At 65.2% G+C, this 12650-nt stretch carries 12 protein-coding genes and 2 pseudogenes; 8 read left to right on the top strand and 6 right to left on the bottom strand.

Annotation, left to right across the window (positions count from 1 at the left end; all coding sequences use genetic code 11):
• A partial coding sequence (locus VFA16_RS14635) for a YhgE/Pip domain-containing protein (RefSeq protein ID WP_414687723.1) occupies nt 1-715 on the bottom strand: 715 nt, incomplete at its 3' end.
• 138 nt (nt 716-853) lie between these two features.
• On the opposite strand from VFA16_RS14635, the gene VFA16_RS14630 reads away from it, so the two are divergent.
• Nucleotides 854-1129, top strand: coding sequence for a GlsB/YeaQ/YmgE family stress response membrane protein (locus tag VFA16_RS14630; protein WP_324968509.1), 276 nt, complete (start codon nt 854-856; stop codon nt 1127-1129).
• Nucleotides 1130-1137: 8 nt separating this feature from the next.
• Here VFA16_RS14630 and VFA16_RS14625 read toward each other — a convergent pair whose 3' ends face one another.
• The 3 genes from VFA16_RS14625 to VFA16_RS14615 form a co-directional block, all read right to left on the bottom strand.
• Nucleotides 1138-1863 (bottom strand): pirin family protein, encoded by a 726-nt coding sequence (locus tag VFA16_RS14625; RefSeq protein WP_324968508.1) that lies wholly within the window; start codon nt 1861-1863, stop codon nt 1138-1140.
• 37 nt (nt 1864-1900) lie between these two features.
• Complete coding sequence (locus tag VFA16_RS14620; protein WP_324968507.1) at nt 1901-3025, bottom strand: NDMA-dependent alcohol dehydrogenase; 1125 nt, start codon at nt 3023-3025, stop codon at nt 1901-1903.
• Nucleotides 3026-3128: 103 nt separating this feature from the next.
• Nucleotides 3129-3950 carry a MarR family transcriptional regulator gene (locus VFA16_RS14615; RefSeq protein WP_414687724.1) on the bottom strand — a complete coding sequence of 274 codons (822 nt, stop codon included), beginning with the start codon at nt 3948-3950 and terminating at the stop codon, nt 3129-3131.
• Between the two features lie 119 nt (nt 3951-4069).
• Here VFA16_RS14615 and VFA16_RS14610 point away from each other — a divergent pair, with 119 nt between their 5' ends.
• The gene (locus VFA16_RS14610; protein WP_324968505.1) at nt 4070-5203 is read left to right on the top strand and encodes a dihydrodipicolinate reductase; all 1134 of its coding nucleotides are present in this window, start codon (nt 4070-4072) and stop codon (nt 5201-5203) included.
• A 106-nt stretch (nt 5204-5309) separates the two neighbouring features.
• Nucleotides 5310-6224: a hypothetical protein gene (locus VFA16_RS14605; RefSeq protein WP_324968504.1), complete on the top strand. Its 915-nt coding sequence runs from the start codon at nt 5310-5312 to the stop codon at nt 6222-6224.
• 14 nt (nt 6225-6238) lie between these two features.
• On the opposite strand, the pseudogene VFA16_RS14600 reads toward VFA16_RS14605, so the two are convergent.
• Nucleotides 6239-7359, bottom strand: a pseudogene (locus VFA16_RS14600) (sigma-70 family RNA polymerase sigma factor).
• On the opposite strand from VFA16_RS14600, the gene VFA16_RS14595 reads away from it, so the two are divergent.
• The 4 genes from VFA16_RS14595 (at nt 7307) to VFA16_RS14580 (ending at nt 11667) form a co-directional block, all read left to right on the top strand.
• Nucleotides 7307-8146, top strand: a complete 840-nt coding sequence (locus VFA16_RS14595; RefSeq protein ID WP_324968503.1) for a lysophospholipase — start codon at nt 7307-7309, stop codon at nt 8144-8146. The pseudogene VFA16_RS14600 and the gene VFA16_RS14595 overlap by 53 nt on opposite strands.
• A 96-nt stretch (nt 8147-8242) precedes the next feature.
• Nucleotides 8243-8989 (top strand): DUF2786 domain-containing protein, encoded by a 747-nt coding sequence (locus VFA16_RS14590; protein WP_324968502.1) that lies wholly within the window; start codon nt 8243-8245, stop codon nt 8987-8989.
• On the top strand, nt 8989-9492 hold the full coding sequence (locus tag VFA16_RS14585; protein WP_324968501.1) for a TIGR04338 family metallohydrolase: 504 nt from the start codon (nt 8989-8991) through the stop codon (nt 9490-9492). The genes VFA16_RS14590 and VFA16_RS14585 overlap by 1 nt, the downstream gene beginning before the upstream one ends.
• 99 nt (nt 9493-9591) lie before the next feature.
• Nucleotides 9592-11667: a glycoside hydrolase family 3 protein gene (locus VFA16_RS14580; protein WP_324968511.1), complete on the top strand. Its 2076-nt coding sequence runs from the start codon at nt 9592-9594 to the stop codon at nt 11665-11667.
• Between the two features lie 33 nt (nt 11668-11700).
• On the opposite strand, the gene VFA16_RS14575 is transcribed toward VFA16_RS14580, so the two are convergent.
• On the bottom strand, nt 11701-11847 hold the full coding sequence (locus VFA16_RS14575) for a metallothionein (RefSeq protein ID WP_414687722.1): 147 nt from the start codon (nt 11845-11847) through the stop codon (nt 11701-11703).
• 170 nt (nt 11848-12017) lie between these two features.
• On the opposite strand from VFA16_RS14575, the pseudogene VFA16_RS14570 reads away from it, so the two are divergent.
• Nucleotides 12018-12650: pseudogene (locus VFA16_RS14570) on the top strand (O-methyltransferase); the annotation flags it as partial.

The following is a 12650-nucleotide window of genomic DNA, read 5'->3' as shown; positions in this document are numbered from 1 at the left end:
GGACTTCGACGGGGTTGGCCAATAGCAGCGACACCGCACCTGCCAGCGGTGCTCCGCCGGTCTGCTGCGCGACCTGCGCGGTAAGCCGTTGTCCCACCTGGGTATTGACCACTGCCATCACACGGGAGAAGGTTTGGGCGGCGATGCTGGCGCCCAGTGTTCCGGCTCGTGGATTCGTCGAGATCGTGATCACGGGCCGCACAGCGGGACCGGCGCTGATCGCGGTTTGCGGAAGGTCTCGTAGCTTCGAGGAGAAGTCCGGCGGTATCACGGCCATGCCGAACACCCGCGCGGTATTCAGTTCATCTAGGGCCTCTTGCCGGGTGAGCACGCGGACGTCGAATTGGTTTTTGTCTAATCCGGCCGTCACACCATCGACGATGCGCGCGCCCGCCGGTCCGGCATCCTCGTTGACCACCGCGATCGGGAAATGCCGCAGGCTGCTCATCGGATTCAAGATGCCGCCCAGATACAACGCGGCCAGGGCCGACAGCACCGCCAAGGTGATGACGATCGGCACCAACCAGAACCGCACGGTCCGTGTCGCTCGCCCGCCGGCGGCAGCGCGGTGCCGGGCGCCTTCTCGTGTCGCCGCGAGCCCCGGATCGTGCCGGTCCGCAGAGGACGCGGCGTGCCGCGGCTGCGGGTGACCGTGCCCGCCTGTCGCATCGGCCACCGGGCCGCCGGCATTCTCGTCGGGCTGTAGGTCAGACATGGGCAACTCCTCTTCGTCGGGCTCACCTTATGTCGCGGCTTGCTGTGTCGGTGCTCACGGCGACAAGTTAGGCAAAACCCGGAAGCGGGCATCCCCGTGCAAGGGCACTTGTCGCAGGCCTGATGAGCGGAGGGCACCATGGTCAGCACCGTCGTCAGCGCAGTGATCGTCGGCGTGATTGTCGGCGCGCTCACCCGACGGGTGATGCCGGAGAAGCACAACCCCGGGATCGTGATGACAAGCGTGCTGGGCGCCGCCGGCGCATTTTTGGGGTCGTGGCTGACCTACGGGCTCGGTTACACCGACGCCAACCGCGGCTGGGCGATGATCCCGTTTGTGGTCGGCGTCATCGTCGCCGTTGTCGTTATCGCCATCTATCTGGCAGTGACTGGCCGTGACCGGGTTCGGCGTTGAGGACCGCCTCAGTCGCCAAGTTTTGCGTGCATTTCCCAAGCCAGAATCTCCGCCGGCTCGGTTGCCGTCACCCGTCGGCCGTCGGATGCGGTGAACCGGACCGCGTCGCCTTCCTGTAGGTCGCCGACACCCTCGACGGAAACCAGTCCGGATGTGATGAACAGATGCAGGTACGGCGCTGACGGCAGCTCGACGCCATCGCCGGGCCGCAGTCGCGCCCCGTGCAACGCGGCATTGCGGTTGTGGACTGTGATGGCGGCGTCCTGGCCGGGCATACCTGAGGCGATGGTCGTCAAACCACTCGTCAGCAGCTCGTTGTCGACCTCGTGTTGCTGATAGCCGGGCGTGATGCCGGTCTGGTCGGGTATCACCCACATTTGGATGAAATGCACTGGGTCGGCGGCGGAGTCGTTCTTCTCCGAGTGCAGAATGCCGCTGCCGGCCGACATGCGTTGTGCCAGGCCGGGATAGGTCACACCATGATTTCCGGTCGAGTCGCGGTGAGTCAGCGCTCCCTGCAGCACCCACGTCACGATCTCCATGTCGCGGTGTGGGTGGGTGCCAAAGCCGGTACCGGGCGCGACGATGTCGTCGTTGTTGACCAGTAGTAAACCGTGGTGTGTGTTGGCGGGGTCGTAGTGGTCGGCGAAGGAAAAGGAGTGCCTGGAATTCAGCCAGGAGGTCTTGGTGACGGCCCGATCGGCCGCACGCCGGATCTCCGCGGTGGCAGACATAGCCTCAGGCTAGTCGCTTGGGCATGCCCGAGTGGCTTTACCAGTCGGCGTCGGTGTAGCGGATGACGCCCCGGATGTTCTTGCCGTCCAGCATGTCCTGATAGCCCTCGTTGATGTCTTCGAGCGGATAGGTGTTCGTAACCATCTCGTCGACCTTGAGCAGCCCCGACTTGTACAGTCCCACCAGTCGCGGTGTTTCGACATGTGAGCTTCCGCCACCGAAGATGTTGCCTTTCAAGGTCTTTTGCAACATCGCGAACAAGAACAGGTTGAGCTTGACGTCGACGTCGGTCATCGCCCCCATGCCGGTCACCACGCAGGTGCCGGTCTTGGCGGTCAGGGTCAGCGCTTCCTCGATGTATTCCCCGCGCATTTCGCCGACCGCGATGATCGTCTTGTCGGCCATCAACCCGTAGGTCAGGTCCATCATCGGCGCAATCGCGGCAGCCATCGACTCGTAGACGTGGGTGGCGCCGAACTTCACGGCTTGCTCACGCTTGAAATCGATGGGGTCGATCGCGATGACGTGCTTGGCGCCGGACAACACCGCGCCCTGCAGCGCGCTCATCCCGATGCCGCCGACGCCGATGATCGCGACGGTGTCACCGGGCTGGACCTCGGCGACGTTGGTCGCCGAGCCGAATCCGGTCGGCACCGCGCAACCCATGATCGCGGCCGATTCGAACGGCACACTCGGGTCGATCTTGACGACCGAATCCTTGTGCACCGTCATGTAGGGCGCGAAGGTGCCGAGCAGGTTCATCGGCGAGACGTCATGCGACCCGGCCTTGACGCGGCAGGTGCCGTCGGCAATCGCCTTGCCGCCGAGCAACACCGCACCCCGGTCACAGAGCGACCGGAAACCCTTCAGGCACGGCGGACACTCGCCACAGGCTGGGATGAACGCCAGGATGACGTGGTCGCCTTCACTGATTCCGGTGACGCCCTTGCCGACCTTGGTGACTACGCCGGCGCCCTCGTGCCCACCGAGTGCCGGCAAGCCGATCGGAGTGGCTCCCGTGGTCAGGTGGTAGTCGGAGTGGCACATGCCGGCGGCATGCACCTGGATCTGGACCTCGTCGTCAACCGGATCACCCACCTCGATCTCGTCGACCCGAAACGGCGAGTTCAGCTCCCACAGCAGTGCGCCCTTGGTCTTCATGCCCGGGATACTAGCGAACCGGCCAGAACGTGTTCCAATCGAGGCGCTGAAATGGGCGGTTACCTGGGCATATAGGGCGCTACGTACTCTTGTGCGAATCTGTTCAGCTTGCTGATGTCAGCAGAGTTTGTGCTTTTCTGAGGGCGGCGTCGAGTTTGGGGAGGGTCAGTTTTTGCGCGCCGCCCAGATGTATTTCGATTTGGTACTCCGGCTGGCGGTCGCGCCCGAAGATCGGTAATACGACGAATTCGGTTGATGGAAGCTCCGTTTCGAGTGTGTGCGTCACCGATCGCAGCGTCACCATCGTCATCAAGGTGCTGAGCTGACGGGTGACCTGTGCGGTGGGCTGCAGCGATGCCAGGACGGCGGCGAGCCGGTCGTGCAATGCGGCGTGGGCATCGTCGAATCGCCAGGCACCGTAGCCGCGGTGGCGGATGTCGGCGAGCACGCGGCGATGCGCGGCAATGTCGGCGCGGGTGAGCCGTGGTGTGACTCGATGCAGCCAGTCCTCGACGGCGGTGTCGTCGCGCCAAGCCATCGCCACCAACCCGAACGGCGGGTCGATCGGGAAGCGCTGCCCCACGGCGTGCTCGCCGTCGGTGCTGTGGCCGACGGCATCCACCGTCGTCAGCTGCCGGCCGCCGATTTTCGATATCGAGCAGGCGGCCCCCAGTGTGGTGTGCATGAAGGCGAGCGCTTCGCGGCCGCGGTCCAGCAACGGGAATTGCGCTCTGAGGCCATGCACGATTCCGAACAGGCCGCTGCCCAGCGCGTAGCGGCGATCCTCGTGGCGTGTCACCCATGTACCTCGTTCCAGCTCGGCCAGCACTAGCGCACAAGTCGAGGTGCTGATGCCACAGCTTTTGGCGAGCTCGGCTGACGTCTTGCCTTGCGACGAGTCGGCCAGGGCCGCAAGCACATCCATCACGCGACGGGTAGGCGGTGATTTCACGCGTACGGAGTCTGCTGTTGACGTAGCCATCGCCGCCTTCCTACCATCCGTCCAAATGTTAGCGATTTATTCCTAATATTAGGAGCACAGTGATGTGGAAAGTGGGCGTTTGGGGTCCCGGCTCGATGGGCTTGATCGCGCTGCGCGGGGTGATCGATCACCCACAGCTGGAGTTGGTCGATCTCATCGTCCACAGCGATGCCAAGGCCGGTCTGGACGCAGGACAGCTCTGCGGCGCCGAGCCGGTGGGCGTGGTGGCAACGCAGGATCCTGGCCCGATGCTGACCGGCGACGCCGACGTCGTGCTCTATGCCGCCGCGGCAAATCTGCGGCCGCTGGAGGCGGTTGAGGACATGGCGTCGATCCTGCGAGCCGGCAAGAACGTGGTGTCGTGCTCGGTGGTGCCGCTGGTCTTCCCCGGCGCCGTCGACTCGGCGTTCACCGAACCGCTGCGGGCGGCGGCGCAAGCGGGAGGCGCGTCGTTCTTCACCACCGGCATCGACTCCGGATTCGCCAATGATGTTCTGCCGCTAGTGCTTTCGGGAGTGTCGCGGGTTATCGAGAGCGTACGCGTGACCGAGATTTTCAACTACGCCACCTATCCCGACAAATCGGCGGTGTACGAGATCCTCGGGTTCGGCAAGCCGCCCGAGGTCACGCCGTTCGCTGCCAACCCGGGAGTATTCACCTTCGGCTGGGGCCCAGTGCTGCACCAGCTCGCCGCCGGACTAGGGGTGCAGATCGACCGCATCGACGAAAGCGTTGAACGCGCGCCCGCCGAGGAATCGTTCGACACTCCGACCGGCCATATCGCCGCCGGCACGATTGCCGCGATGCGCTCGACTTTGACCGGATATGTCGGGGACAGGCCGATTTTCGTCGTCGACCACGTCACCCGCATGCACGACGACATCGCTCCGGACTGGCCACAGCCGCATATCTCCATTTCGCCGCGCGCCCTCGGCTACGGTGGGGCTTCGGGTCGGGGGGTCTACCGCGTCGAGATCGAGGGCTCGCCGAGTATGCGCTGCGAGCTTGAGTTGGCCGACGACCACGACCACGACCTGGGCGCGCGGGTAGCCGGCGCATCCCGGATGGTCAACGCGATTCCGGCGGTGTGCGAAGCGCCGCCGGGTCTACTGTCGGCTCTGGATCTGCCGCTGATCACTGGACACGGTTTGGTGCGGCCGGTATCCGGGCCGCCACCGGACAGCCGCCTGTTCTAGGACTTTCGGCCGTCGAGCGTGGAATTGATGCACGTTTATCCACAGAAGGCGTAGCAGAAGTCCACATTCGACTTGCGGTGTAGGAGGTTCTTGACACGGTCAGCACATGGGGGAGTACGACTGGCCGTTCATCGGCACCGAAGCACTCGCAGCGGGCCGGGTCAGCCGACGCACGTTGCGAAGCCGACACCAGATGGTCTACCGCAATGTCTACATCCCGAACGGACAGGAGCTCACTCCCGTCACACGCGGCGTTGCGGCCTGGCTGTGGTCCATGCGGACCGCCACGGTCGCGGGCTTGTCGGCGGCTGCGTTGCTGGGTTCGCGATGGATCGATCCGCGGTTGCCGGCCGAGCTCAACCGACCCGAGGCATGCAACGTCGACGGCATTGTTGTCCACCGCGAGAAGCTCCTTGACCACGAGACGTGCGTAGTGCAGGGAATGCCGGTCACCACACCGGCTCGAACAGCGTTCGACCTCGGACGACGAAAAGGCTTGACTACGGCGGTCATTCGGTTGGATGCGCTGGCCAATGCAACGGGCCTCAGGGCCGCCAGTATCGAATCCGCGGCCGAAGACCATCCTGGATCGCGGGGCATCGTTCAATTGCGGCGCGTGCTGGAGTTGATCGACGGTGGTGCGGAGTCTCCGCAGGAAACCCGGACGCGGCTTCTGCTTGTCCGCGCTGGACTACCCAAACCGACTACGCAGATCGTAGTGCGCGACAGATTCGGTAATCCCTTCGCCCGCATCGACATGGGATATGAGGAGTGGGAGGTCGGTATCGAGTTCGACGGTCCGCAACACTGGACTGATCCGGCGCGGCGGACTGCTGACATCGATCGGCAGGCCGAGTTGGGCGCTCTGGGTTGGCGGATGGTGCACGTCAGCGGTGACCTGCTGCGGTATCGCCCGGGAATCGTGGTGGCCCGCACCTGTGCTGCGCTGGAAGCAGCCGGATGCACGTGGCTCGCCGAATGTGGCGTTGATGAACGTTTCCTGCGCCAACGCGTGGCATAAGTCCACACTCGGCGCTAGAGATGGTCGGGCAGGCCAAATTTCGGGAAAAGGGTAGTGTCCAGGAACGCGACGACGTGGATGACACCGGTGTCGGTGATGTCGAGGACATGCAGCTGAAACGGCAGATGCTGGTCGCCGTCGCGCATATACATCGCGGCCGCCGGTTGCCCGTTAGCCAGCAACGGAATCAGCCGCATATCGCCGGCGGCTTGGGCGGGGCATTGCTGGCGTACCAATGTGGCGATCGAATGCGGACCCTGGTACCACCCGGCGAACGGCGGCATCTCCCAGATCGCCTCGGCGGTGAACAAGTCCACCAGCCGGTCGACGTCGTAGGCCTCGAACGCCGCGATGTAGCGGGCCAACCGATCCTGTGCGTCCGCCGAATCGGGCGCCGCAAGCCGATCCTCCGCAGTGGGACCAACCGCCTCCAATTGCGTGCGGGCCCGTTGCAGCAGGCTGTTGACAGCCGCGGTGCTGGTACCGATCGCCTCGGCCACTTCCGCGGCCTTCCACTGCAGCACGTCACGCAGCACCAGCACAGCCCGCTGCCGCGGCGACAGGTGCTGCAGAGCTGCAATGAACGCCAACCGCACCGATTCACGCGACCCGACGATCTCCGAGGGATCGCTGATGGTGTCCGGCAGCGGCTCCAGCCAGGCAATCTCCGTTCGCTCCACCAGTTCCGCGGTGGGATCGGAGCTGGGTGCTCCCAAGCCTGTCGGCAGCGGCCGGCGTTGCCGGCCCTCCAGCGCGGTCAGGCACGTGTTGGTGGCGATGCGGTGCAGCCAGGTCCGCACCGAGGACTTGCCCTCGAAGCGGTCGTAGGCCTTCCAGGCGCGCAGATACGTTTCCTGAACCAGATCCTCGGCGTCGTGCAGCGACCCTGTCATCCGATAACAGTGCGCGAGCAGTTCCCGCCGATACGGCTCAGCCTGCGCAGAAAAGTCACTGGCCCCGCTCTCAAGGCTTTCGGTGAGCACACTCACGCGCACGAGCTTACGCAGACGGCCCGACATCCGCTTCCGTTGACGATGCGTGCCGCAATGAGGAACCCGGCACTGCGGTCTACGCTGCCTCTGATGCCTACCACCCGCACGGAACGGACATTCGACGGCGTCGGCGGCGTGCGCATCGTCTACGACGTCTGGACACCAGACACCACACCAAAAGCGGTGGTCGTCCTCTCGCACGGCCTTGGCGAGCACGCCCGTCGCTACGACCACGTCGCGCAGCGGTTCGCCGCCGACGGACTAGTCACGTACGCGCTAGATCACCGCGGGCATGGCCGGTCGGGCGGCAAGCGGGTGCTGCTAAAGGACATCTCGGAGTACACCGGTGACTTCGACACGCTGGTAGGCATCGCCACCAAAGAGCATCCCGGCTGTAAATGCATCGTGTTGGGGCACAGCATGGGCGGTGGCATCGTGTTCGCCTACGGTGTCGAGCGCCCGGACAACTACGACCTGATGGTGTTGTCGGGCCCGGCCGTGGCAGCGCATACGGACGTGTCGCCGCTGTTGGTGTTCGTCGCCAAGACGCTCGGCGCGATTGCTCCGGGCCTGCCGGTGCAGGAACTCGACGTCGACGCGATATCCCGCGACCCGGCAGTGGTGACCGCCTACAAAACCGACCCGCTGGTGCACCACGGCAAGGTTCCGGCCGGCATTGCCCGCGCCCTACTGCTGGTGGGTGAAACCATGCCGCAGCGCGCTGCGGCGTTGACGGCGCCACTGTTGGTCGTGCACGGCTCGGAGGATCGGCTGATCTGCGTCGACGGCAGCCGTCAGCTGGTCGAATGCGTGGGCAGTTCCGACGTCGAGCTGAAGGTTTATCCGGGGCTCTACCATGAGGTCTTCAATGAGCCAGAGCGCGACCAGGTGCTCGACGACGTGGTCAGCTGGATCAACGCTCGGCTGTGAATCGCTGCACGGAAATGTCGGAGCGGTCCCGTAGTTTGGCGCTATGACCCGCGCTGGCGACGATGCAGAGCGGAGCGATGAGAAGGAGCGGCGCTGATGACTGACGACAAAATGTTGGCGCGTATCGCTGCCCTGCTGCGCCAGGCGGAAGGCACCGACAATTCGTATGAGGCCGAGGCGTTCATGGCGGCAGCACAACGCTTGGCCACGGCGACGTCCATCGATTTGGCGGTGGCCCGCTCGCATGCGGATAAGCGCACCCGCGCCCAGAGCCCGATCCAGCGCACCATCACTATCGGAGCGGCCGGCACCAAGGGGCTGCGCACCTATGTGCAGCTGTTCGTGGTCATCGCCCACGCCAACGACGTGCGCTGCGACGTGGCCTCCAATTCGACGTTTGTGTACGCCTACGGGTTCGCAGAGGACATCGATGTCAGCCACGCTCTGTATGCCAGCCTGGTGGTCCAAATGGTGCGGGCATCGGACGCCTACATCGCCTCGGGTGCGCACCGGCCGACGCCGACGATCACTGCTCGGCTGAACTTTCAGCTGGCGTTCGGAGCGCGAGTGGGTCAGCGGTTGGCCGAGGCCCGCGAGCAGGCACAGCAAGGGGCGAAAAAGGACCGCGGTCGTCCACCTGGTACCGCTATCGCCCTGCGGGACAAGGAAATCGAGCTGCACGATTACTACCGCAGCGCGTCGAAGGCGCGCGGCACGTGGCAGGCCTATCGGGCCTCGGCCGGGTATTCGTCGGCCGCACGGCGGGCAGGGGACCGGGCCGGTCGGCGGGCGCGGCTCGGCAACAGCCCGGAGCTGTCGTCGGCGCGAGCCGCGCTGGAGTAATGAGCACTGCCGAGCGCGACAAGCAGCGATCGAAGGTTTACGCAGCTGAGGACTTCGTGCGGACGTTGTTCGACCGCGCAGCCCAGCACGGCTCGCTGGCCGTCGAGTTTTTCGGCACACAGCTGACACTCCCTCCCGAAGGGCGGTTCGGCTCCGTCGCGGCAGTGCAGCGCTACGTCGATGACGTTCTCGCATTACCGGCGGTGCGGCGCCGCTGGCCGGCGACGCCGCCGCTGACAGTTCGCTCGCGGCGCGCCGCCAGCGCAGCGCACTACGAAAACCACGACGGCCCAGGCGTTATCGCGGTTCCCGACCGCGACACCGCCGACTGGGCGATGCGTGAGCTGGTGGTCTTGCACGAAGTGGCGCACCACCTCTGCCAAGCGCAGCCGCCGCATGGACCGGAATTCGTCGACACCATGTGTGCGCTGGCTGAGTTGGTGATGGGACCAGAGCTCGGGCATGTGCTGCGGGTCGTTTACGCCAAAGAGGGCGTCCGGTAACCACTGCGCCTTAACGTTGACGAGGTGACCGAGGTAGGAGCCGCGCTGGGCGCCATCGACACCGAGGCCGACGTCCGGGCGCGGGAGGTCGAGGCGCAGATGACCGACGACGAGCGGTTCTCGTTACTGGTCAGTGTGATGGGCGCCAACGAGATGCTGCCCGTGCGCGACGAGCGCATCCCCGCCGACGTTCCGATGAGCGCCGGATACGTGCCGGGCATCCCGCGCCACGGCGTACCGCCGCTGCTGATGACCGATGCCAGCCTCGGCGTCACCAACCCCGGCTACCGCCCGGGAGACACCGCGACCGCGTTGCCGGCCGGGCTCGCGCTGGCCGCCAGCTTCAACCCGGCACTTGCGCGGGCCTCGGGCGCGGCGATCGGGCGGGAAGCCCGCAGCCGCGGATTCAACGTACTTTTAGCGGGCGGGATCAATCTGGCCCGCGACCCCCGCAACGGCCGCAACTTCGAATACCTCTCCGAAGACCCGCTTTTGAGTGCGACGATCGCTGCGGAGTCGATCACCGGCATCCAGCAACAGGGCGTCATCTCAACGGTCAAACACTATTCGCTGAACTGTAACGAGACCAACCGCAATTGGCTCGACGCGGTCATTGACACGGACGCCCATCGCGAATCCGATCTGTTGGCTTTCGAAATCGCGATCGGACGGTCGCAGCCCGGCGCCGTGATGACGGCATATAACCAGGTCAACGGCGAATACGCAAGCGGCAATGACGTTTTGCTCAACGACGTCCTGAAAGTCGCTTGGGCTTACCGCGGTTGGGTGATGTCGGACTGGGGCGCCACGCCGAGTTGGGAGTTTGCGCTCAAGGGCCTAGACCAGGAATCTGGTGCACAGATAGACCGATTGCTGTGGGGCGCGGAGGCATTCACCGACCAACTCAAAGCCGCCTACGCCGACGGTAAACTGCCCCAACAACGTCTGTCCGATATGGTGCGCCGGATCTTACGTTCGATATTCGCCGTCGGCGCCGATCGCTGGGACGCTGTGCCGCCGCCGGATATGGCCGCACACAATGCGATTGCGCTGGAGATCGCCCGGCAGGGAATCGTGCTGCTGCAAAACGGTGGGTTGCTGCCGTTGAAACCGGACGCCGCGGCGCGCATCGTTGTCATCGGCGGCTACGCGCAGGTCGGTGTGCCGACCGGCTGCGGGTCGAGCGCCGTCGTTCCGCCGGGAGGCTACGCCGCAGTCATTCCGATCGGCGCACCCGGGGTAATGGGCAGCGCGCGCAACCTCTACTTGCTGCCGTCGAGGCCGCTCACGGAGCTGCGAAAGATGTTGCCAGGCACAGTTATCGAGTTCGACCCGGGCATCAGCCCAGCCGAGTCGGTGCTCGCGGCGCGCCGGGCCGACGTCGCCATTGTGTTCGCGGTGCGAGTCGAAGGAGAGGGCCTCGACAATGCGGACTTGTCTTTGCCATGGGGGCAGGACGCGGTGATCGCCGCTGTCGCTGAGGCACAGCCCAACACGGTGGTGGTGCTGGAAACCGGCAACCCGGTTGCCATGCCATGGCGGGACAAAGTGAACGCGATCCTGCAAGCCTGGTATCCGGGGCAGGCTGGCGGCCAAGCGATCGCCGAGGTTCTGCTCGGCACGGTCAATCCGTCCGGCCGGCTGCCCATCACGTTCCCGCTGGATCTGAGCCAGACGCCGCGGCCCGAGCTACCCGGTCTCGGCGCTCCATGGGGAACGCCGATCACAATCCGCTATACCGAAGGAGCTGAGGTCGGCTACCGGTGGTTCGCGAAACAGGGCCACAGTCCGATGTTCGCGTTCGGTCATGGCCTGTCCTACACCACATTTGAGTACCGCGACCTCACTGTCAGCGGCGGCGACACCGTCACGGCCAGCCTCACTGTCGTCAATACCGGCGAGCGTGCCGGCGCGGACGTCCCACAGCTCTACCTGACGGCCGCACCCGATGGGCAACGGTTGCGGTTACTGGGATTCGAGCGTGTCGAACTCGGGCCGGGTGAGTCGTGCACGGTCACAATCGAGGCGGATCCGCGGGTGCTCGCCCGCTACGACGGCAGCGTCGGCAGCTGGCGCATTGAGGATGGAAATTACGCTGTGGCAGTGGGTGTTTCGGCGGTGGAGCCGGAGCTGACGGCCGATGTCAATTTGGTCGGCCGCACGTTTGGACGCTGATGGTCTGTTACCGGCTCCACCGCGCCACGCCGGCTAGCCGACGGCCACCAATTCGTCGCCGCAGGTGCAGCGGTATGCCTGGCCCGCGTCACCGCAGTGACATTCGACCTCGATGCGAACGCGGCACCCGCAGCCCTCGTGGCCACAGGTCAGCACTGCGCCCTGCTCGTAGTTCGCCATTTGCGTCACCCCTATCTGGTCGGGATCCCGAGGTCGGAATCCGGCGGTATTGCGCCTCGTAGCATATACCCCATAGGGGTATGTAGTAAAGAGCCCGTGGGCTGGCGTTGCGCCGCGAATCCACGCCGTCTCTCCGCTTCGTGCATCGGCGCCCGGCTATGTTGACAGCTATGAGTCAGGCACCCAGCCCTCGCGACGTCGACGCGTTTCTGGACAGCACACTGGTTGGCGATGATCCCGCGCTGTCGGCGGCGTTGGAAGCCAGCGCCGCGGCCGGCTTGCCGTCCATCGCCGTGTCGGCGCAACAGGGAAAGTTCTTGTGCTTGCTGGCCGCCGCGATGAGGGCGCGCCGCATCCTCGAGATCGGGACGCTAGGTGGCTTCAGCACCATCTGGCTGGCGCGCGGGGCGGGACCGGAGGGCCGGGTGGTGACGCTGGAATATGAGCCGAAGCACGCCGAGGTGGCGCGGACCAACCTGCAGCGTGCCGGCGTCGCCGACCGCGTGGACGTGATTGTCGGCGCCGCGCTGGATTCCCTCCCCACGGTGACCGGCGGACCGTTCGATTTGGTGTTCATCGACGCCGACAAGGAGAACAACGTCGCGTATGTGGAGTGGGCGGTGAGGCTGACGCAACCGGGCTCAATCATCGTCGTAGACAACGTCATTAGAGACGGCCGGATTCTGGCGCCAGATCCGGACGACCGTCTGATGCAGGCGGTGCGCCAGACGATCGAGCTGATGGTAAGCACCCACAATTGGATACCGCGGCGCTGCAGACAGTTGGCTCGAAGAACTGGGACG

Origin of the sequence: Mycobacterium sp., assembly GCF_035653355.1 — a bacterium.
In the GTDB taxonomy this organism is placed as follows: domain Bacteria; phylum Actinomycetota; class Actinomycetes; order Mycobacteriales; family Mycobacteriaceae; genus Mycobacterium.
This window is presented reverse-complemented; position numbering and strand designations above follow the sequence as displayed.

Bases quoted from the DNA above. Each gene is read 5' to 3' on its own strand.
- VFA16_RS14630 (WP_324968509.1), top strand. From the start codon at position 854: ATGGTCAGCACCGTCGTCAGCGCAGTGATCGTCGGCGTGATTGTCGGC.
- VFA16_RS14625 (WP_324968508.1), bottom strand. From the start codon at position 1,863: ATGTCTGCCACCGCGGAGATCCGGCGTGCGGCCGATCGGGCCGTCACC.
- VFA16_RS14620 (WP_324968507.1), bottom strand. From the start codon at position 3,025: ATGAAGACCAAGGGCGCACTGCTGTGGGAGCTGAACTCGCCGTTTCGG.
- VFA16_RS14615 (WP_414687724.1), bottom strand. From the start codon at position 3,950: ATGGATGTGCTTGCGGCCCTGGCCGACTCGTCGCAAGGCAAGACGTCA.
- VFA16_RS14610 (WP_324968505.1), top strand. From the start codon at position 4,070: ATGTGGAAAGTGGGCGTTTGGGGTCCCGGCTCGATGGGCTTGATCGCG.
- VFA16_RS14605 (WP_324968504.1), top strand. From the start codon at position 5,310: ATGGGGGAGTACGACTGGCCGTTCATCGGCACCGAAGCACTCGCAGCG.
- VFA16_RS14595 (WP_324968503.1), top strand. From the start codon at position 7,307: ATGCCTACCACCCGCACGGAACGGACATTCGACGGCGTCGGCGGCGTG.
- VFA16_RS14590 (WP_324968502.1), top strand. From the start codon at position 8,243: ATGACTGACGACAAAATGTTGGCGCGTATCGCTGCCCTGCTGCGCCAG.
- VFA16_RS14585 (WP_324968501.1), top strand. From the start codon at position 8,989: ATGAGCACTGCCGAGCGCGACAAGCAGCGATCGAAGGTTTACGCAGCT.
- VFA16_RS14580 (WP_324968511.1), top strand. From the start codon at position 9,592: ATGACCGACGACGAGCGGTTCTCGTTACTGGTCAGTGTGATGGGCGCC.
- VFA16_RS14575 (WP_414687722.1), bottom strand. From the start codon at position 11,847: ATGGCGAACTACGAGCAGGGCGCAGTGCTGACCTGTGGCCACGAGGGC.